15 protein-coding genes are annotated in these 22,702 nt (G+C 41.3%); 12 read left to right on the forward strand and 3 right to left on the reverse strand.

Annotation, left to right across the window (positions count from 1 at the left end):
* Positions 1–2 precede the first annotated feature (2 nt).
* The 7 genes from CPT03_RS02420 to CPT03_RS02450 all read left to right on the forward strand — a co-directional run bounded on the left by CPT03_RS02420 (position 3) and on the right by CPT03_RS02450 (position 13,487).
* Positions 3–1,514 carry a family 43 glycosylhydrolase gene (locus CPT03_RS02420; RefSeq protein WP_099437350.1) on the forward strand — a complete coding sequence of 504 codons (1,512 nt, stop codon included), beginning with the start codon at positions 3–5 and terminating at the stop codon, positions 1,512–1,514.
* 8 nt (positions 1,515–1,522) lie between these two features.
* Positions 1,523–3,088, forward strand: coding sequence for a carboxylesterase/lipase family protein (locus CPT03_RS02425; RefSeq protein WP_099437351.1), 1,566 nt, complete (start codon positions 1,523–1,525; stop codon positions 3,086–3,088).
* 258 nt (positions 3,089–3,346) lie between these two features.
* Positions 3,347–7,522, forward strand: a complete 4,176-nt coding sequence (locus CPT03_RS02430) for a hybrid sensor histidine kinase/response regulator transcription factor (protein WP_099437352.1) — start codon at positions 3,347–3,349, stop codon at positions 7,520–7,522.
* Positions 7,523–7,761: 239 nt separating this feature from the next.
* Complete coding sequence (locus tag CPT03_RS02435) at positions 7,762–9,957, forward strand: beta-glucosidase family protein (protein WP_099437353.1); 2,196 nt, start codon at positions 7,762–7,764, stop codon at positions 9,955–9,957.
* 196 nt (positions 9,958–10,153) lie between these two features.
* Positions 10,154–10,741: a hypothetical protein gene (locus tag CPT03_RS02440; RefSeq protein ID WP_157766329.1), complete on the forward strand. Its 588-nt coding sequence runs from the start codon at positions 10,154–10,156 to the stop codon at positions 10,739–10,741.
* 4 nt (positions 10,742–10,745) lie between these two features.
* On the forward strand, positions 10,746–12,686 hold the full coding sequence (locus CPT03_RS02445; protein WP_216641589.1) for a c-type cytochrome: 1,941 nt from the start codon (positions 10,746–10,748) through the stop codon (positions 12,684–12,686).
* A 30-nt stretch (positions 12,687–12,716) separates the two neighbouring features.
* Entirely contained in the window at positions 12,717–13,487 is a 771-nt protein-coding gene (locus CPT03_RS02450) for a DUF1080 domain-containing protein (protein WP_099437355.1), read from the forward strand.
* Positions 13,488–13,856: 369 nt separating this feature from the next.
* Here CPT03_RS02450 and CPT03_RS02460 read toward each other — a convergent pair whose 3' ends face one another.
* The gene (locus tag CPT03_RS02460; RefSeq protein WP_099440983.1) at positions 13,857–15,377 is read right to left on the reverse strand and encodes an alpha-L-fucosidase; all 1,521 of its coding nucleotides are present in this window, start codon (positions 15,375–15,377) and stop codon (positions 13,857–13,859) included.
* Between the two features lie 146 nt (positions 15,378–15,523).
* Entirely contained in the window at positions 15,524–15,718 is a 195-nt protein-coding gene (locus CPT03_RS02465) for a hypothetical protein (RefSeq protein WP_216641590.1), read from the reverse strand.
* 145 nt (positions 15,719–15,863) lie between these two features.
* Here CPT03_RS02465 and CPT03_RS02470 point away from each other — a divergent pair, with 145 nt between their 5' ends.
* The 5 genes from CPT03_RS02470 (at position 15,864) to CPT03_RS02490 (ending at position 21,870) form a co-directional block, all read left to right on the forward strand.
* Complete coding sequence (locus tag CPT03_RS02470) at positions 15,864–16,640, forward strand: hypothetical protein (protein ID WP_099437356.1); 777 nt, start codon at positions 15,864–15,866, stop codon at positions 16,638–16,640.
* Between the two features lie 230 nt (positions 16,641–16,870).
* Positions 16,871–17,302 carry a VOC family protein gene (locus tag CPT03_RS02475; protein WP_099437357.1) on the forward strand — a complete coding sequence of 144 codons (432 nt, stop codon included), beginning with the start codon at positions 16,871–16,873 and terminating at the stop codon, positions 17,300–17,302.
* A 128-nt stretch (positions 17,303–17,430) separates the two neighbouring features.
* Positions 17,431–18,621: a signal peptidase I gene (gene lepB, locus CPT03_RS02480; RefSeq protein WP_099437358.1), complete on the forward strand. Its 1,191-nt coding sequence runs from the start codon at positions 17,431–17,433 to the stop codon at positions 18,619–18,621.
* 391 nt (positions 18,622–19,012) lie between these two features.
* Entirely contained in the window at positions 19,013–21,364 is a 2,352-nt protein-coding gene (locus CPT03_RS02485; protein WP_099437359.1) for a glycosyl hydrolase family 95 catalytic domain-containing protein, read from the forward strand.
* A 77-nt stretch (positions 21,365–21,441) separates the two neighbouring features.
* The gene (locus tag CPT03_RS02490) at positions 21,442–21,870 is read left to right on the forward strand and encodes a heme-binding domain-containing protein (RefSeq protein ID WP_410522625.1); all 429 of its coding nucleotides are present in this window, start codon (positions 21,442–21,444) and stop codon (positions 21,868–21,870) included.
* On the opposite strand, the gene CPT03_RS02495 is transcribed toward CPT03_RS02490, so the two are convergent.
* Complete coding sequence (locus CPT03_RS02495; RefSeq protein ID WP_099437360.1) at positions 21,867–22,313, reverse strand: DinB family protein; 447 nt, start codon at positions 22,311–22,313, stop codon at positions 21,867–21,869. The two genes, CPT03_RS02490 and CPT03_RS02495, sit on opposite strands and share 4 nt — an antisense overlap.
* Positions 22,314–22,702: the final 389 nt, after the last annotated feature.

Here is a 22,702-nt window from a genome sequence, read left to right on the forward strand (position 1 = left end):
ATATGAATAAATTAATAACAATTATTTTGCTTATCCAGCTCAGTGTTTTGGCAAAAGCACAGTATCAAACGCAGTCTAATGAAAAAGGGTCCGGTTTTTATTTAAATCCCATATTTGCAGGAGATTATGCCGATCCTAGTATATTACGTGATGGGGATAACTATTACATGGTACATTCCTCCTTTGAATATTATCCCGGCCTGTTGGTATGGCATTCAAAAGACCTGATCAACTGGCGGCCGGTAGCCCATGCTTTGCATAAATATGTAGGTTCTGTGTATGCACCAGATCTGGTGAAATATAAAGATAAGTTCTACATCTATTTTCCTGCAAATGGTACCAATTACGTGGTAACATCGGATTCGATTGATGGCAAATGGAGTGAACCAATCGATCTGAAAATCGGTAACATTGACCCGGGGCACATCACAGACGAACATGGGAAAAGGTATTTGTTTTTTAGCAACGGTGGGTTTGTGCCTTTGTCTGATGATGGTCTTTCTGTTACAGGAAATTTAAAAGACTCATACAAAGGCTGGCCGATACCTAAAGACTGGACCATCGAATGTTTTTGCCTGGAAGGTCCCAAGCCCATCAAAAGAGGTGAGTACTATTACCTTACTGTAGCCCAGGGGGGAACAGCAGGTCCTGCAACCGGGCATATGGTCATTTCCGCACGATCAAAATCATTATTCGGACCATGGGAAAATTCCCCTTATAATCCGATTATCAGAACCACAAAACCATTGGAAAAATGGAAATCGAAAGGTCACGGCACCCCATTTGAGGATGCAAAAGGAAACTGGTGGATGGTATTCCATGCATACGAAGATGGTTTTTACAATAAGGGGCGGCAAACTTTATTGCTTCCGTTGGAATGGACAAAAGATGGCTGGTATAAAGTGCCACATGGAGTGGACGATAGCAAACCGATCAAAAAACCAAATTTAGTTGCCGATAAGACCAACTTTACATTGAATGATGATTTTAAGGGGAATAAGCTAAAATCGCAGTGGGAGTTTTTTGGAGAACTGGATGCCGGCAGGTTCCAGTTATCTGACAGTGGTTTATCCATTAAAGGCAAAGGGAGTCAGGTAGCCAACAGTGCGCCCTTATTGTGTATTCCCTCGGGTCATTCCTATACCGCGGATGTAGAATTGTCCATTGAAGGAAAGGCAACAGGAGGGCTGGTTCTTTTTTACAACAATAGTGCATTTTCAGGGATCCTGGCCAACAATAAAAATATATTGGCGAACATACGTGGCTGGCAGTTTGAAACCGAAAAAAACGTGATAAACAACCGGGTATTCCTTCGCCTTAAAAATATGGATAATATTGTGCATATGTATTATAGTACAGACGGCATGAAGTGGAACAAAATTGAAAGTTCGCTTGATGTTTCTGCCATACATCATAATGTACTGAGTGGCTTTTTGAGCCTAAGGATAGGCCTGTGCTCGATAGGAGAAGGAAAAGTAACCTTTAAGAATTTTAAATTTACCCCTATAAATTAATAAAAACGATGAACATACTTAGAAATACTGCAGTAATAGCTGTAGTGATGACATTCAAAGTCTTTACCTGTCAGAGCCAGTTGCCTGCCCAGATTAATGTGGAAGGAGGCAGGATAAAAGGAAACGTAGAAAATCACTTGACAATATTCCGTGGAATCCCCTTTGCGGCTCCTCCGGTCGGGCCACTCAGATGGAAAGCGCCGCAGCCGGTTGTAAATTGGGATGGAGTAAGGTCAACTGACCATTTTGCACCTGCGCCAATGCAGGGAGGCAGTCCGGCAGGTGGCAAAAGTGAAGACTGTCTTTACCTGAATGTATGGAGTCCGGCAAAGTCAGACAAAGAGCGTTTGCCGGTGATGGTATGGATTTATGGAGGAGGCTTCAGCTCCGGATCAACTGCCGAAGGCTGGTATGACGGACAGCAACTAGCGCAAAAGGGAGTCATCTTTGTGAGCATTGCCTACCGGGTAGGTCCACTTGGATTTTTGGCACATCCGGCTTTAAGCGCACAGGAACCTCATCACACTTCGGGTAATTATGGCTTACTGGATCAGATTGCGGGACTGAAATGGGTGCAGAAAAATATTGCTGCTTTTGGTGGCGATCCCAAAAAGGTGACCATTTTTGGAGAATCGGCCGGTGGAATTTCTGTGAGCATGCTGTCTGCCTCTCCACTAGCCAAAGGTCTTTTTAGAGCGGCAATTTCGCAGAGTGGAGGATCTTTTGGGCCTGCTAGTGTTAAAACCTATCCCGGTGAGAACATGAAAGCGCTGAACGATGCAGAAAGTGATGGGCTGAGCTATGCAGCAAAAGCTGGAGCGACCTCCATAGAAGAGCTTAGAAAACTGGAAGCAGCTCAGCTCCCTATGGGCTGGGGTGCTGGCAGCTCCTGGCCTGTAATAGATGGATATGTGATTCCGGATGTTCAATATAAATTATACCAGGCCGGCCGGTACAATGATGTACCGGTACTTATTGGCTACAATTCCGATGAGGGACTAAGTTTCTCTCCGGGAAAGAGCCCTAAAGAATATACCGATGGGGTAAAAGCACGTTATGGGAAATTTGCCGATGAGCTGATTAAGGCCTACCCGGTAGAGGAGAATTCTGTTCCCCGCTCGGCAAGGAATTTATCAAGGGATGCTGCATTTGGGTGGCACAACTGGACCTGGGCCAGGCTCCAGTCAAAAACAGGAAAATCAAAGGTGTATTACTATTTTTTTGACCAGCATCCGAATTATCCCGAGGGTACGCCTGAATACGGACAAGGCTCTCCCCATGCACAGGACGTTTCCTATGTTTTCCAGCATATGGATCCTTTGAATCCGAAAACTTCCAAGTCAGATTTGGAAATTTCGGAAGCAATGGGCAATTACTGGATCAACTTTGTGAAGTACGGAAACCCTAACGGTAAAGGACTGCCGGAATGGCCTGAGTTTCATGCGGGACAGCCGTCAGTGATGCATTTCGGTGAGACGGCCCATGTAGGACCCGTTCCAGACGAAAAGTCACTGCAGGTACTGGACCAGTATTTCAGGTGGAGAATAGATTCGAATGGAAAAAACCGGAAATAAGATTTTAACCAATCTGCATTATACGCTCGCAAACGTCAGCTATGTCATTGTGCAGGCTGGCGTTTGAATTTTAACCCAAGCGATAAAAAAAACTATTGGCCCATCTACCGGTGATTGCTGGGAAAGCAGTAAAAAAATCCGGATTTAAACGTAGCTTAGCTATCCCAATATGAAGTAACCAATGATGACCTGTTTTGGGTTTGACTTTAATTGCTCCCGGGTTGATGGGAATAACTAAAGTATTTAATAGAGGAATATATGTTTCGGTTTTTTGTTCTGCTCAGCGCACTGCTGCTGTGTAATTCTCTTCTTGCACAGGAAAACGTATATCGGTTTTCCCATTTAGATATTTCTAATGGCTTATCCGACAACCGGGTAAACGCAATATATAAAGATCAAAAAGGCTTTATGTGGTTTGGCACCACAGCTGGTCTGAGCCGATACGACGGATATGAATTTAAGGTATTCCAGCACAATTCAAAGGACAGCACCAGTTTACCCGATGGTTATATCGTCAAAATATTTGGCGGACCGGGTGAAGAATTATGGATTAAATCCAATCGTGGGTTCATCATATACCATCCTCTGACAGAGCAGTTTGAACGGTTTCAGGATAAGCACTTTCAGGAATATAAGATTCCCGGGGGATACCTGCGTGAGATAAAATCCAATGGTAGGGGGAAATTCTATTTTTATATCGAGAATCAGGGCATTTTTTGTTACGATACCAAAAGTAAGACCACCACAGCATATACCTCTAAAAATGGACTGATCGGTTCCCTGTCCTTAGGTCTGATAAGTGATTTTGCTGAGGATTTAAAAGGTAATTTATGGGTGGTCTATGCCAATGGCTTACTGGAGAAATTTAGTTTAAAGACGCAAAAGGTCACCGGCAGATACTTTGATGTCAACAAACGTTGGGGAACACAGGAAAATACTTTCAACCTTAGCCTTGATGCTCAAGGCAATATTTTTATATACAGTCCCGGTAATCTTTTTGGGCTATATTACCTCAATGTGGCAAGTGACAAATGTCTGTATTTTGGAAAAAAGCAAGATCATTCGGGTTTGAGCTCCAATAACGTCATCGATGTACTGGAGGGAGAAAATGGAGACATCTGGATCGGGACTGATCACGGGGGAATTAATATTTTAGATAAACGGACGAATAAATTAACTTACATTTTAAGCAAAGAAGAAGATCCGAGGGGTCTAAGTGACAACAGTGTAGCTTCTTTGTATAGGGATAACACTGGCATCATCTGGATCGGAACCGCTAAGAAAGGCCTCTATTATTACCATAAAAACATCTATAAATTTCCCAGAAATGAATATTTGACAGCAAACAGGTCCTTGCAAAAGGATGTGAATGCCTTCGCAGAAGACAAAAATGGTAATTTGTGGATTGGAACAAATGGTTCAGGCCTTATGTATCTTAACAGGCGCACCGGGGAGGTTAAGAACTATCGTAATGACCCCGCCAACCCCAATTCTTTAAGCAGTGACATTGTGGTAAGCCTGTGTATCGATCATTCAGGCACGTTATGGATCGGAACCTATCTAGGGGGGCTTAATTCCTTTGATGGCCATAAATTTACCAGCTTCAGGCATAGTTCAGACCCTTACAGCCTTTCGGATAACCGGATTTATGCGCTGCTGGAAGATTCCTCCGGCAGGCTCTGGGTGGGTACTTTAAATGGTGGATTAGACTTGTTTGACCGCAACACCAAAAGATTTAAACATTTTAACCCCTCGGTGAAAAATACCTTAAATGCTTATGGCATTTCCTCCATCTATGAAGACAAAAATAAAAATATCTGGGTTGGTACCACGGCTGGGGTCAACATATTGAATTATAAAACTGGCAGGTTTACACAATTGGTAAGTGACCGTAAAGACAAAAATAGTCTGGTTCAAAATGATGTGAGTTCAATTATTGAAGACAGTAGAGGATGGATATGGATAGGTACAGGAGAAGGTATAAGCATATACAACCCTGCAACTGGTAAGTTTAACAATTTAACTGAGACTACGGGCTTGCCAGAAAATTCCGTCTTTTCCCTTCTTGAAGATGAGCAGCATCAGATCTGGTATGGTTCCAGAAAAGGCCTGTACAAAATTTCCCAGGCTACTGAAACAAAACCTTACACATTTCAATACAATAAATACAATAAGTCCGACGGTTTGCAAGTTGCCCAGTTTAACCTCAATAGTGCTTATAAAACCCAAGCAGGCGAGTTGATTTTCGGAGGGCCAAATGGTTTCAATATTTTCAATGCCAGGCAAATTCAAAGTACCCAGGTTCCATCTGTTTTGGCATTGACCGGATTGGAGGTGTTTTACCATCCAGTGAATGTGGGTGAAAAAATAAACGGAAGAATAATTCTGCCTGAAACCATTACATCGCTCAGGAATTTGACTCTGAGCTATAAAGAAAACATCTTTTCACTTCAGTTCGCCCTACTCAACTATTTTGCACCCAATAAGATTACCTACAAATACAATTTGGACGGTTTTGACGCGCGTTGGCTTACCGTTCCTTCAGAAATACGTAATGCTACTTTTACAAACCTTGATCCAGGAGAATATACTTTTCATGTAAAGGCCTTTAATGAAAATGATACCGTAGCTCTGGCTGAGTCTAAATTGAAAATAACGATTTTACCTCCCTTCTGGCGTACCGGCTGGGCATATGTGCTCTATGCTTTGACTATAGGGCTGCTGCTACTGGTTATCCGACGCAGAGGGATCAATAAGTTAAGACGTGAATTTGCTTTGGTACAGGAAAGGATCCAGGCCAGCCAACTGCGTGAGCAGGACCGCAGGGAAGCCGAAAGGTTGCGTGAGCTTGATCTGTTGAAAATTAAGTTTTTAACAAATCTGAGCCACGAATTCAGAACACCGATCTCTTTAATCCTGGCCCCAGTAGACAAACTGCTAGCCCAGGCAAATGAAAAAGGCAGGCTTGGGCAGCTGACCATGATCAAAAGAAATGCAAGACGTTTACTGAACCTGGTAAATCAGCTACTGGATTTCCGTAAAATGGAGGAGCAGGAATTGCAGCTAAACAGAAGCGACGGCGAGATTGTATCCTTTATTAAAGAGGCAACCGATTCATTTTATGACCTGGCCGAGCGCAAACAAATCAAATTGACTTTTAAAAGTGCTGTGGAAAACCTGCAGGTATCATTTGATCCGGACAAGGTGGAACGGATACTATTCAATCTGATTTCAAATGCATTCAAATTTACCCCTTCGGGAGGGCAGGTGAGCGTGGAATTGCGAACATTGCCCAACAGAAGTGACCATAGCTGGGTACTGCTGGAATTGAAAGTGACAGACTCCGGGATTGGTATTCCAAAAGACAAACAGGAAATTATTTTTGAGCGGTTTTTCCAGCATGAGACTTCTGCTTCCATTCTCAATCAAGGCTCAGGAATTGGCCTTTCCATTACAAAAGAGTTTGTGAAAATGCATGGAGGAGACATCACAGTAGAAAGTGAACCTGGTGAGGGCAGTTGTTTCACAGCTCACCTGAAGGTAGCCTATGCGGCAGAGGAGGAACAAGAGCAGCAGGCTGCTCAAAGTTTATACCTTGGTAGGGATGGATCCGCTGAAAATGCGGAGAAAAAAGGAGCAGCCGTCAAACGGATGCGTATCAAAAACGCACCGGTGGTCCTGCTGGTGGAAGACAATGAGGATTTTAGGTTTTATCTTAAAGATAACCTTAAGGAATTTTATAAGATAGAAGAAGCCTCCAATGGCAAAGAAGGCTGGCAAAAAGCCCTCGCACTGCATCCAGATCTAATCGTTTCTGACATCAGTATGCCTGAAATGGACGGAAACCAACTATGCGGGAAAATTAAAGCAGACCAAAGGACCAGGCATATCCCGATTATTTTATTAACGGCATTGACCGCCGAGGAGGAGCAGATTAAAGGGTTAGACACAGGTGCAAACGACTATATGACAAAGCCTTTTAACTTTGAGATTTTACATTCTAAAATCAAAAACCTGCTCGCCCTGCAACAGAGCTTTAAAAAAACCTATACCAGGCAGATTAATATGGCCTTGCCGGAGATGGAAATAGAATCCGATGATGCGAAATTCCTTAATGTAGCCATGCTTTATATTGAAGAAAATCTTCACAACCCGCAGTTATCTGTAGAAGACCTAAGCAGGCATACCGCCATGAGCAGGGTATCTTTGTATAAAAAATGCCTAAAGGTGACCGGCAAAAGCCCTGTGGATTTTATCCGGTCAGTCAAGCTGGAGAAAGCGGCGGTTTTATTGGAAAAAAGTGATAAGACAATTGCCGAAATCTGCTATATGGTAGGCTTTAGTACCCCTAATTATTTTGCCAAATCTTTCAAAGCGAAATACCACGTACTCCCTTCAGAATATATAGCGGAAAAGCGAAAATCCGATTCTTAACCGATAGATTATCTTTGTTTTAGCAGATTAAAGCCTATGTGTTGAGTTGCATGTCTGTGGGAAACGAGCTCAAAAGGTTAACATTTCTTCCTGTTTCTTTAACATTAATGCTCTGGGACTAATATGGCCGAAGTTAGCTTTGCATGGCTAAAACCAGGCAACCACATCCCGGCTTGTCTAATGAAGGGAATAGCCCCTATTAGAAAAAACCAAAATTAAACCCAAAGCGTAAAAATTGAATGAAATCAATATTTTTAGCTATTGCAGCAATAGGTGCCTCGATAATGGTTCATGCGCAACAGCAAGCAATTTACCTTGATGTAAATAAACCCATAGAAGAGCGGATTGAAAGTGCGCTTTCGGCGATGACCACTGAGGAAAAAGTATCCCTTTGTTATGCCCAATCTAAGTTCAGTTCAAAAGGTGTCCCTCGGCTGGGAATTCCGGAGATCTGGACCGATGACGGACCTCACGGAATCAGGGAGGAAGTGTTGTGGGATGAATGGGGAGGAGCCGGCTGGACAAACGATTCCTGTACCGCATTTCCGGCACTTACCTGCCTATCGGCCACGTTCAATCCAGAATTGTCCCTGCTGTATGGCAGATCAATTGGAGAAGAGGCACGTTACCGCAACAAAACAGTGCTTTTAGGACCTGGTGTAAACATTTACCGCACGCCATTAAATGGTCGTAATTTTGAATACTTGGGTGAAGACCCTTACCTGAGCTCTCGTATGGTGGTGCCTTATATTCAAGGAGTCCAGTCTGTGGGCGTGGCAGCCTGTGTAAAGCATTTTGCCTTGAACAATCAGGAACAATGGCGCGGACACATCAATGTTGACCTCAGTGATCGCGCACTCCATGAGATTTATCTGCCGGCTTTCAAGGCAGCAGTACAGCAGGCAAAAGTATGGTCAGTCATGGGCGCATACAATCAGTTCAGAGGAGAGTATTGTTGTCATAACGACCTGCTGTTGAACAAAATCCTGAAAGATGACTGGAAATTTGACGGCATGGTGGTAAGTGATTGGGGGGGCGTCCATAACACTGATCAGGCTGTGAGAAACGGGTTGGACCTCGAAATGGGGACCTATACCGATGGTTTAACAACCAAGGGCAAGTTCCCTTATTCGGATTATTACCTGGCCAATCCTTTCCTTAAAGGAATTAAAGAAAGAAAATATGACATCGCTTTACTTAATGACAAGGCCCGTCGCATCCTCCGTTTAATTTTCCGGACCACCATGAGTGCCAACAGGCCCTTTGGCCGTTTTGTTTCATCACAGCACAGTGAGGCAGCCCGTAAGATTGCCCAGGAGGGAATCGTGCTGTTGAAGAATGAACAGCATTTTTTTCCTGTTATTGCAGGTAAGCACAAAAGAATTGCCGTGATCGGTGAAAATGCCAGTCGCAGTCTTGTTGTCGGCGGCGGCTCGTCATCACTGAAGGTCGCCTACGAGCAGTCACCATTAGATGGATTGATTGCCAAATACGGAAAAGACCACATTGTTTACAGTCTTGGCTACGCATCCGGACCAGCACTATACGGACGTGAAGAACCGTCAAAACTGAATACAGATTCGCTGCTTACCGCGGCTGTCGAACTTGCTAAGCAGGCCGATATTGTCTTGTTTATCGGAGGGCTGAATAAAAATCACTTTCAGGATTGTGAAGGTGGAGATCGTCAGTCGTTAAGCCTTCCTTTTGGTCAAGACAAACTAATTGATGCCTTATTGAAAGCAAACAAAAATACAGCTGTAGTGCTCCTTAGCGGTAATGCTGTATCTATGCCATGGATAAACAAAGTACCCGCTATTGTGCAGGGATGGTATCTGGGTTCTGAGGCCGGAAATGTGCTGGCTGATGTGATCTCCGGTGAGGTGAACCCTTCTGGGAAGCTCCCTTTCTCTTTTCCCAAAAAACTGGAAGACAATGCCGCACATTTTTATGGTAAAATCTCCTATCCGGGAGATAGCGTCAACCAATATTATAAAGAAGACATTATGGTTGGGTATCGCTGGTTTGATACCAAAAAAATATCACCTCAATTTCCCTTTGGATTCGGACTTTCTTATACCAGCTTTGATTTAGGAGCACTCTCTTCCGATAAATTAACTTACGGCAAAGATGAGGTGATCAGGATAAAATTCATGGTTAAGAACACCGGTTCGCGCTACGGCGCTGAAGTCGCGCAATTGTATGTGCATGATCCGGTATGCACGGTACCCCGCCCGGTTAAGGAACTGAAAGCCTTTGAAAAGGTGTTCTTGCAACCAGGAGAAACGAAAACCGTTGAACTGGCCCTAAAGGCGGCAGATCTTGCTTTCTACGATGTGGATAAACAGGATTGGAATGTTGAGGCTGGAGACTTTATCCTGCAGCTGGGAAATTCTTCAGGTAATATTTCCCAAAAGCTGATGATATCAGTTAAATAATACACATTTGAATAACCAAATATTACAAATAAACATGAATCTATATTCTTATTTTTTTGTTGCAGGTGTATCGGCTTTTTGTTTACTGACGGGCCGGTCAGCTGTTGCACAGGACATTAAAGTCGAACCAATTATTATTAAGGCAGAACGGAATAGGATCCTTCGGAGCTTTATCGACCTTAATGGAGGTAAACGCGTGACCCATGCCATCAGTGTGGGTAGTCCGTTGCAAGTCCATTATACTTACGACGCAGACAACGGTCAATTGGTCCTGTTGTGGAAAGGAGGATTCCTGGATGCTACTCCCATGTGGCATGACAGGGGTGACGGTTCTTCGCGACCACTGGGAAAAGCGATCCGTATTGGCGATGCCACACCACAAATTCAGCGGTTAGCCACACCACAAACTGAACTTAAAAAAGATACAGTGGGGTCAGGCTTCAAACCAAAGGGGTATACACTTGACGCTTCTGGTCTGCCGGTCTTTAAGTACCAGGCCTATGGGCTGAATGTTAAGGATGCGACCAGAGTGATTGATGATGGCCAGGGAATTAGGCGCGAAATTGAGTCGGAGGGAAGTGCCAATAATTTATACCTGTGTCTCGCCAAAGCAAATGTTATCGAACACAAAGATGGTAATTATGTTATTGAAGATAAAGCTTATTCCATTACAATTGTGGATGAAGCCAAATTGAAGCCTATCATTAGAACAATACAAGGAACTCAGGAACTCCTGGTTCCATTCCAAAGTAAGATCATTTACTCCATTCTTTTTAACCAATAACCAGATGAATATTTATTTCAATTATAAAAACGGTATTTCCTGCCTGTTGATGATGACATTTGTACTGATGTCAGTCATCTGCCTGGCCCAGGCAGAATCTCCAAAGGAAGATGATTATTTTAAGATCATGAAAGTTGCCGCTCCAGAGGGTGTGATACTGGAAGTTGGCGGACTCTGCACACTGCCCAATGGTGACTTAGGTGTCACCACCAGGAGGGGGGATATTTTTATTGTGAAAAACCCATCTTCATTAAAACCGACATTTCAAAAGTTTGCTGAGGGCCTTCATGAAGTACTTGGATTGGCCTATAAAAACGGATCGCTTTATTGTGTCCAGCGTGGAGAGCTTACCAAGATGACTGATACGGATAAGGATGGAGTGGCAGATGACTTTGAAACCATTTATGCCTGGCCATTGTCCGGAAATTACCATGAATACAGCTTTGGCCCTAAGCTTGCTGCCGACGGATCCTTCTTTGTAACCCTGAATCTTGGCTTCCCCCCAACCTGGTGGAATCCCGAAAGTATGGTTCCCTGGAGAGGCTGGGCACTACATATTTTTGAGGATGGAAAAGTTGAACCATGGGCTGCAGGTATGCGATCACCTTGCGGGATTAGTATGATAGATGATCAGTTGTTCTACACTGATAACCAGGGTGATTGGGTAGGTTCCGGAAGCATCATGCCGGTTAAAAAAGGTGCTTTCATGGGCCATCCGGCCAGTCTGGTCTGGGCCGGTCTGCCGCAGTCTCCGGTCAAACTTTCAACCCAGCAGTTCTTTGCCAAGAACCAGACAAAGATGATTTATGACAGCAAGGGAAACAGTGTAAAGCCAGAGAACGATGTGAACGAAAAAGTGGTAACAGAGTTTGACATGAAAAAGAATTTTCCTGCACTTCAGCTACCCTCAGTCTGGCTGCCTCACGGAATCCTGGGTATTTCAAATTCAGAGATCGTAAAAATCCCTTCGGGTGTGTTTGGCCCTTTTGCCGGCCAGTTGCTGGTAGGGGATCAGGGGCAGAGCATGATCAGCCGCGTGTTTATGGAAAAGGTGAACGGAGAATATCAGGGAGCAGCCTGGCCGTTCAGAAGCGGGTTCCAATCTGGTATTGTACGCCTGGCCTGGGGAACAGACGGATCCTTGTTTGCCGGCGAAACCAACAGGGGATGGGGTTCTGCCGGTGAGGCTACAGAGGGCATCCAACGACTGGTGTGGAACAACAAAATCCCCTTTGAAATGCTGAGCATTCAGGCCATGCCTGATGGGTTTGAAATCACATTTACCAAGCCTGTCGATAAAAAATATGCTTTAGATCTTGCTTCCTATTCGGTAGAGAGCTTCATTTACAAATACCACAGCGTGTATGGAAGTCCGCCGGTAAATCAACAGAAGTGTAGCGTTAAAGGGGTCCGTGTTTCAGCCGATGGACTCAGGGCCCGTATTGTTGTAGCCAACCTGCGTAAAGGCTACATTCACAACATTACCTTGAATGGAATCCGCTCGCAGGAAAACTATTACAGTCTGGTCCATCCAACCGCATATTATACGCTGAATAATATCCCAGAAGGAAAGCTGCTTAGCCTTTCGGAAATAAGCACCAGGAATTCAGCTCCTGCCAGGGCTCAATCAGCAGGACAAAGCAAGAATTCCTCATTAAAAAATACATCATCATTAGCGAAGATTCCAACCTATGACCAAGTGAAAGGATTGCTGGCTAAAAATACCTGTCTTGCCTGTCACAATCCCGATAAGCGTCAAGTTGGCCCTTCGTTTAAAGAGATTTCAGGCAAAAAGTATACGGTTGATGAACTAGTGAGCCTGATCTATACGCCTAAGCCGGAACACTGGCCTGATTATTCTACGCCGATGCCACCGATGACCAATGTTCCAAAAGATGAGGTGATCAAAATTGCCACCTGGATTAAATCATTAAATAAACAATAAACCAATAGCTAACCAAAACCAATCGGTAACATGAAACGATCAATAATAATTGCCATGATGCTTGTGGCCACTGTACTTGTGGCTCAGGCACAGCAACCGGCTAAGCCGGAAGACACAGAAGTATGGGCTCCTGTTCCTGTAAAGGTAAGCCCGGCCAAGCTGCCTGGTGCAGCCCCCTCAGACGCTATGATTCTTTTTGACGGGAAAGACATGGATCAGTGGGTGAATTCGGGCGATTCTGGTTCAACGAAAAAATGGAATTTATCTGATGGAATCATGACTGTAGATAAGTCGGTGGGTGATCTACAGACAAAGGAAAAGTTTATGGATTTCCAGCTTCACATCGAATACAGGATTCCGGAAAATATAAGCGGAAGTGGCCAGGGCCGGGGAAACAGCGGTATATTTCTGGCCGCTCTTCTCTGGGGCGCTGGAGGATATGAGTTGCAAGTGCTGGACAATTATACCAATAAAACTTACGTGAATGGCCAGGCGGGTAGTTTTTACAAACAATCCCCACCGCTGGTAAATGCCTGTTTGAAACCAGGAGAATGGCAGAGCTATGATATTGCCTGGACTGCTCCACGTTTCAACGAGGATGGTTCGGTAAAATCGCCCGCAGTAGCAACTGTATTTCACAACGGCATTCTTGTGCAAAATGCAACCATACTCAAGGGAGACACCCCTTACATTGGCCAGCCGGAATATAGAAAGCATGGTGCCTCACCAATTAAGTTACAGAGCCATGGTGATAAAAGTGAACCGATCAGTTATCGCAATATCTGGTTAAGGAAGTTGTAATAAAGTTCAGCTGGCAGTGTATGTAGGCAGGTTACACTTATCCTTAAAACTTACTGATCACAGCTTGGAAAAATAACGCTGATCTATGTTATTTGCCTGCTGTGATCTATTTTGGATATATTCGGAACGCTTTTCATCATAGTATGTGGTCATTTTTGTTTTTATTCTATTTCAATCTGCGTAGATGCTATTTCAGTTTCTCCGTAAAAAAAAGTAACAAATACGTAACTGAGCAAAATTTTGCAGTTCCAAAATTAGTTCGTAAGTTGCTTCTTTAAGTCAGAAACGACGATTTTGCCCCATATAAAATGGATGGACTAAAGACTCATAATCTTTTGGTCGCTGGTTCGAGCCCAGTTGGGATGGAACCTATTTTAGTTCTATTTTAAAAGTTAAGACCCTCCATGCGGGACTATTCAAAGGCTTATAAATAATCAGCGCATCATCTTGTTGTTCCCATTTCAGTTTTTCATTGCTTCCTAGAAGCTTAACCGCATGTATTTTTTTATTGTTTAGCTTTGACTGTTTTCCTAAAGACTTTATTTGGATATTCCCAGTTGGTACGTCCATACAAAAAGCATATAAGTCGTTATCTTTACTTGTAAAACGGATATCTGTTTCTTTATAGGTATAGGTGTCGCTTAAGCCACCAAAATGACCGGGAGTCTGATTGGCCTTTATGGTTGAAGGACCTTCACCGTATGTCTTCCATGGCCGGGTACCGTATATACCTTCGCCATTGGCTGGCATCCATGTCGCAAGTTCCTCTAAAATTGTAATTACATCTTGCTCTAAATCACCTTCGGGTGTTTGTACCACATTGATGAGTAAATTGCCATTTTTACTCACTATATCAATTAGCATTTGAATGATTTCAGTAGCGCTTCGGTACTTTTGACCTGTTCTATAATACCAATCTCCGATAGAGGTGTCTGTTTGCCATGGATAGGGGCTAATGGAATCCAATACTCCACGTTCCACATCCTGAGCCCATTTACCTTCAGAAGGTTCCTTGCAGTTATATACAGCTGTAAGTTTACCGCTATTGTGTGCCATATTTCCGTTGTAGAAGTTGGCCAGCATGCTGCGCCCGGTTTCATCAAATGGCAGTTTACTGTCTGAATAAAGAAGATCCGGATGATAAGTATTCACCAGCTCCTCAATATTGTTATACCAGGTTTTCTTCCATTGATCATTGGTCGTTAACCATGCATCATCACCTGGGGCCGCTAGGGTATGATAAAGATCTGCGTATTGTGCATCATTACCATCGTAGGGTATACCTTTGTATGCACCCGAAGTATCCGCTTTATGTGCAGTTTGGAACCAGGTATAGCTGGCAGCTAAATGTTCAGATACACCAAATTTAAGTCCCTGGTTTCGTGCAGCCTTTTGCCACAAACCTACCACATCTTTATGCGGACCCATATTTACAGAATTCCATTTATGGATTTTGGAATTCCACAAAAAGAAGTTGTCGTGGTGGCTTCCCATACTTACAAAATATTTAGCTCCAGCTTTTTTATAGAGTGCCATCAGTTTTTCTGGATTCCATTTTTCTGCTTTCCATAAACGGATGATATCCTTATATCCGAATTTTGAAGGAGGTCCGTAAGTTGCAGTATGGTATTTGTTTTGACTGCTGCCTTGAATGTACATATTTCGTGCATACCAATCACCTTGCCGGGGAACCGCCTGCGGCCCCCAATGAGACCAAATACCAAACTTAGCGTCTCTAAACCATTGTGGGTATTTATATTCCTTTAAGGATTCATTTGTTGGCTTGAAAGGGCCCGGATTAATATGTATTTGTTGCGCATGAATTGATGAGCTTGCCACCAGGCCGAGTACAACAATAAAGGAAAATAGTTTGTTTTTTTTGATTTTCATCTTTAACTTCATTTATTTATATGTTAATAGATACCTTATAAATGTTTTACAACCCAAATAAAGTGAGTTTCTGAAAACCAAATCCACAAAAATTATCTATTCATTAAGTGATTTTATCCAAAAGTTGGATTCGATGGAAGTTTAACTTATTTTTTTGCTACGATTTTCATAAAGAGTTTAACGTCGTCCGAAATAGTCAGATCGGCAGACTTACCAAAGCCCTTTTCTGATCTGTAACCGATACCCCAATCTGTTCCATCAATGATCAGTGTGCCGTTCACTATGACAGTACCGTCCATTCCGTCCTTAAAATACATTTCGGCCAGAAAAGTAACTGCCATTCAGCGAATCTACTTCGATATTTTTCGGAACGACGATTTTTGATTGTAAATAAAACTGTAAACTTTGTAAATAAAATATTGACATTAAGTAGAGATACTATCTTCCTTTTAATTATTATTGTATGCACACACAAATAGGAATAGTATGATTTTTTTATCAAAACAGCGGCTTCAACTGATGCGGTGTCTGGCCATCGTTGCCAGCGCTATGCTCTTTATTTCAAGCTGCAAAAAAAGTACAACAGTTGATATTCAGGAAATAAAGGAGCCAGAACCAAAGGTAAAATATGACAGCGTCTATTTTGAAATTGAAGGGAGGTCTTTTTCTGGTAAACCCAATTTAGGGGGTATGAATGAAATAAGGAATAGTGGGTATCGAATGAGGTATCTTACAGCTCCTAAAGAAGGAATGACCATTTATTATGAATACGGGATGAGTAAACAAGGTTGGTACGCACCTACAGATTCAATCTACTTTACAGGGGCAAATGCGTATTCGATAGATGATTACAAGCTTTTTAAAATTGCTTTCAGTCAGGGCTTCCATAAAAAAAATATGACTAAAAGCGGGAGTTTTTATTTTCCCGTGGATACCAGGGATTTGCTAAGGAAAGGCAAGCTAAGTTTTGCTAATGATTACGAAAGTACAAATTCTAAAAATGGAGTAGCTATTTCTTTCTCTGATTATGGAGGAACTGCTAAGCCTGAATTTGCTTTTGAAGAATCCATAGCCAATTACCCCCAGGACGATTCCTTATTTGAAATTATAAATACTGAGCAGATTGACAAAGAATCTTATTTCTTAGAGGCGAAATTTGAATTGAACCTTTATGATAAGAATCGCGCCAAGCACCGTATTACAAACGGGTATATCAGATTTACACTAAAGAGCCGAGGCACCTGGGGGGATTTTTTTTATTAAGCAAGAGATGTTTGCAGTTACTTATTTTACATTTAACTGTGTGATGATAAGCTGATAGATAAATAATCAAAAAGACGCAAAAACTTAGCTCCTCGCGTCCGTAATTTTGGTTGCAATTAATAAATTACGACCTTAGGGAGACGATCCCCTTTTTAAGGAAAAGGCCATCAGAGGATGTACAATCATATGCAATTTGTCTTAGAAACAAAATAAACTAAAAAATAAAAATCATGAGAGCAATTAATCCCTGGATCAACTTCAATGGCAATGCCGAAGAAGCATTCACTTTTTATAGATCAGTTTTTGGTGGTGAGTTTACAAAAGTCATCCGTTTTAAAGACCTGTCGGGCCCCGAGTTTCAGGTAGCAGAGGATGAAGCAAATAAAATAATGTATATCGGTTTGCCTCTTGGCAAAAACAATATGCTTATAGCTAACGATATCCCAGGATTTTTAGGGCGGGTAAGCGAAAATGAAAACCGTTCTAAAATATACGTAAACGCCGAAAGCCGCAAAGAAGCGGAGGAAATATTTAACGGATTATCATTAGGAGGAGAAGTGGAAGGCCCCATTGACGATAGCCCATGGGGTACCTATGCCGGGATGTTCAGAGATAAATATGGTATTGAATGGATTGTAGAGTTTGATCCAGCTTCCGAATGATCTTCATTAGTAATAATCACTTTGTTCCCAGCATGTAAAATTGATTGTTGTAACAATACAGAAGCTTTTTTCTCTAAAAAAGGACTAAAACAACTGTTCTGTATTTAAAACCTAATCGATTGCCACACATGAACTGGAAATTCTTTTCGAACAAGAGTGATGTAAATAAGAAAAAAAAGACAAAAAAAAGAGAATGGTTTGATGCTATAGTTTTTGCAGTAATAGCGGCAACCATAATTAGGGTATTTTTTATTGAGGCCTATACCATCCCCAGTGGTTCAATGGAAAAATCTCTTTTAATAGGTGATTATCTATTTGTAAGTAAAGTAAATTACGGAGCCCGCATTCCAATGACACCTATTGCTTTCCCGTTTGCGCATCACACCATGCCCATTACAGGAACAAAAGCCTATTGGGATGGTGTACAGTGGAAATACCGGCGCTTACCAGGCCTATCAGACATTAAAAGAAATGATGTGGTGGTTTTTAATTTACCCGTCGGAGATACCGTTGCATTAGAAAACCAGGAGCCAAGTTATTATAATTTAGTACGAGAATTGGGTTGGAAAACTGTGAATAGCCAGTATACCATTACCAGCAGACCTGTTGATAAAAGAGAGAACATTATCAAGCGGTGCATAGGGATTTCAGGCGATATAGTGAGTATGAAAGATGGGATAGTTAGTGTAAATGGTAAAATAGAACCTCTAAAAAATACCGGGCAAATGCCTTATAAAATTCAGTTGAAAATACCTGATGTTAATTTTGATGTATTTAAAGATTTAGGTTTTACAGTGAATGAAATGGAACAGATAGATGCTAACAACTATGTGGCCAATGCTACTCCAAAGATGATAGATGAATTGAAATCATTCGATTTCATTAAGTCTGTTAGCTTAGTGGTAAAGCCAGAAACAGTAGCTGATGGTGATCTTTTCCCACTTGATCCTAATAGAAAATGGAATGTTGATAATTTCGGACCTGTAAAAATTCCATCCATGGGCTGGACGGTTCAATTAGATAGCAATACGATGCCGTTATATTATAGGGCAATAAGAACTTACGAAGGTAATAAAGTAGAAAAGAAAGGCGGTGCCTGGTACATTAATGATAAACCTGCAACCACTTATACTTTTAAAATGAACTACTATTGGATGATGGGCGATAACAGGCACAATTCTACCGATTCCAGATATTGGGGTTTCGTACCCGAAGATCATATTGTGGGTAAAGCACTTTTTATTTGGATGAGCTGGGATAAAGACGCTTCTTTTTTTCACAAAGTCAGATGGAACAGGCTGTTGAGGGGAATCAACTAGATAATTCACATTTTCAGTACTGCCCAGGGTAGCATCAGGGATGCTATTTTGAGTACCATTTCTTTTGCTATCCTTTTGCTATTCTTTTGCTTTTGTTTTGCTATCCTTTTGCTGTAGCAAAAGAATAACGATGTTATAGCAAACAATGGCTCTAAAAAATACAATACAAAGTTATGGGAATCTCTAATCAAAAGATATGGGATTTATACTCTCTGCACACTTAGCAATCACTTTTTACAGTTAGGCTTAATAGTTTTTGCCAATATTATTTAAAGATTTGGCAAAATCGCTAAACAATCAGATCAAATGAATCCGTTCTTTGGAACTATAAATCTAAACAAGATTTATGGTATATTAAAACACACACAAACTGATGTCTAATATTTTGAAAATGAACAAGAACCATGTTTTAAAACTGGCCATGATTGCTGTTTTATGTAACAGTTGTTTTTTTGCCTATTCGCAGAAATCTAATGGAACGAAAGGTAAAGCAGCTGTTCTGGCAAATAAAAAAAACACTGTTTTAAAACAAGCTAAAGCTGACTCGCTTTTTTTTGCGAGCAAGAAGAAACTGCTTACTGCAACCTGGGATGCACCATTCAGTTACGCCACCATCAAAACAAATAATGCTCCTGTGGGGCCATATATGGGGAACGGTGATGTGGGAGTAGTTTGTCATACATCTGCCAATAGCCAAACTTTTCACATTTCGAAGGTAGACTTTGTAACCGATGGTTGGACTGACTGGGCGGGAAGTGGACCTGCGGCATTACCTGTTGGAGGCGTTCAAATTATCGTAAAATCTCCTGCTGCTAATACAGGTTTTAATTATCAAATGGATCAGCTTGGAAACGAACTGCGCATGACTACGGGTACGTCTAAACCGGTGAATATGAAAAGCTGGATCTCTGTGAATGATAATGTGATGGTTACGGAACTTACTACAAATTCAAAAACTCCGTTAAACATATCAGTAGAAACATTTGCAGACAGTGCAGGAACTTTATATGCAACCAATTCTGAAATTAATAATCAGGTAGCCCAGGTTACACGCCAAACCAAAACAACCGGCATAAGGTGGATTTCTAAAGCCGGTATATCGACCAGAATAATAGGTGCAACCTCAATATTGAGTTCAGTTTCAAAATCAAAGATTAATTCTTCATTTGTACTCACAAGTGCTCAGCCTGTATTTGTTTTGACTTACATTTCAGGTGGCGGAAAAAACAATGATGCCAAACTATCCTCTGCTTACACGCGGCTAAAATCAATGAACAAGAACAGCATTACCTTGTTAAAAAATGCCAAAACTGCCTGGTGGATGGATATGTGGAATAGATCTTATGTAGAAACTAATGATGATTTACTTAACCGACACTATTTATCATCTATTTATTTCCTTGCTTCAGCTTACAATGAACATTCGCCTGCCTGCGGTGGGATGTATGGGGTTTGGAACATGGACGATGCCATGATGTACCATGGCGATATCCATTTAAATTACAATAGTCAGGCAGGTTTTTACAGCGTGTTCTCGGCTAATCGGCCTGAAATTGCCAAACCGTTCTATACTTTCATCGAATCTATTGTACCAGATGGGAAAAGGCGGGCGCAAACAGATATGGGCAGTGTGCATCCTTCGTTAGCGGGTAAATCATGCAGAGGTGTGCTTTTCCTGGTAGGAGGGTTGGGTATTGGAGTTCCATACAACTACTATTGGCAGCAAACCATGAATGCGCCTTTCAATGTCCCTCTTTTTAGCTGGTATTATGAATATACAGGTGATGTGGACTTCCTTAAAAAACGTGCTTATCCCTTTATACGCGAATGTGGCGATTTCTATGAGGATTACCTGAAAAAAGAACCTTATGGCAATTCTTACCGTTATTCTATAACCACTGGTGCACATGAGGGCAGCTGGGATTTGAACCCTCCTTCTGATTTAGGATTTGTGGAACAAACCTTTAGTTTGCTACTAAAATACAGTAAAGTACTTAATGTGGATGCTGATCGTAGGGCTTTGTGGGTAGATATTCTTACGCATTTGCCTAAGTATAAGGTTATACAGCCCACAATAACTCCAAACAAAGGATTGCCTGTTTTTGCTAAGAATGAAGCTGGTTGGGATCATCCAAATCATATGATACAAATGCATCCTGTGTATCCTTGCGAAGTATTGAATTTGCTTTCGAATCCTGATACACTGCAGATTGCCAGAAACACTGTAGATTATTATGAGGTTTCTCAAAATGGTTTCTTAGGTTCTATGAATGCATTAGGATTAAGCTCATTTATAATGGCTGCAAGAGTTGGGTTTGATCCCAATATAATTGTTCAGAAACTTAGAACACTAGTTGCTGGTGCCAAGCCCAATTTTCTGATTACCGATGGGCACCATGCCGCTGAAAAAACCACACTTATTGAAACCATCAACTCTATGATGTTGCAGACTCTTGACAGCACATTGTATTTATTTCCTAATTGGAAAAAATCGGCAGCCAAATTTACCCGGTTGAGAGCAAAAGGGGCCTTTCTGGTTTCTGCTGATTATAATGGAACAATGGTGTCGAACCTGAAAATATTTAGTGAAAAAGGTACTAAGTGTTATGTAAACAATCCCTGGAAGGGAAATAGCATCAGGGTTACTGAGGATGGCCGCCCAATTAAAGTTAACAATATAGGAGATAGGTATTCATTTGCTACAAAGGCTGGAAGCACTTATATATTGTATCCACTGAATTAGGTGCTTTGGATATAAAAAAGACACGGAATTATATAAAAATAATTTTACATCCGTATCCTAGATTTGTTGATCTAATTATCCAATTTATACAACCTGACCACAATAAAAGTGGTCAGGTTATGCCAAAAGACATTTCTACAATCGTGTCAATGCCCGATGAAGTAAAGGGAGTTTTAAAAAAGGCCTGCTATGATTGTCATAGTAACAATACAGATTATCCATGGTATACTTATGTGCAACCCATTCATTGGTTTATAAATTACCATATAAAATCTGGTAAAGATGAATTGAATTTTAATGAATTTGGTATCTATACGCCAAGAAGGCAGCAAAATAAATTGCGCGCTATAGAAAGTAGTTTAAAGGAAGGAACTATGCCATTATGGTCCTACACTTTGATCCATAGAAATGCAATTTTAAGCGAGGCCGAGAAATCACTAATTATAGATTGGGTTCAAAGCTCAAAGGATAGTTTAAATAAAAAGGCTAATAGTAGCGTGCATTAAGATTGTAATCTTACAAACATGATGTAGTCTGTATTTACAGGCGTTAAATTATGCAGTTTCATTTCTTTAGCTATCTGTGCACGATGATAAGTTCCATGATTAAAAACATGTAGTAATATATCCTGAACAGAGGTCTCAAAATGAATTCCTGTAGAGGTGGTGTATTTTATAACTTGTGTATGGATTGATTGCTGTTGTTCAATTTGTGTTAATTCCTTTGTGCTTTCTTCAAGTAGTTCTTTGCAGGTTTCCAGATCGTGCAATTGCCAAACACTAATAGAATTAGGGGTGCTGTTAATTCTTGAATGCCATATTGTTTGTGCATTTACTATATGACTGAACAGTTGGATACATGATTCTGGAAGTGAGCTGGAATGGGAGATCAACGTATCTAATAAAAGTGAGTTTGCCCAATTATTATATTTACAGAATTGATTTAACATGGGGTCTGTTTTTTACTCAAAGTTACTTGAATTCAATTTAATTATCGTAAATTTTAATGCAAATGGTTGTTGGAGTGTGCAAAAAAACATCAGTTTTAACTAAAATAATTGTGGTTTTATAGGATTCATATCAGGAGTTTTATTCTTCTTGATGATGTCTGTTCGCCAGGTACTTGAATAGAAGTAAGAAATAAAAGAATAATTTAACAAAACACACAAAGAATGTTATTTTTCTGTTCCTTACTATTGTCAGTTTTTGCGGAAGTAAAGTTTACGGCCAGACAGAATTTAATACTGATTACTTAAAAATAAGTATTAACAGTAAAGGGTATATTACCAGCTTTAAAAACATTACCAAAAAGCCGGGCAGAGAATTTAGTCCTGCCGAT

Source organism: Pedobacter ginsengisoli (assembly GCF_002736205.1).
GTDB classification, from domain to species: domain Bacteria; phylum Bacteroidota; class Bacteroidia; order Sphingobacteriales; family Sphingobacteriaceae; genus Pedobacter; species Pedobacter ginsengisoli_A.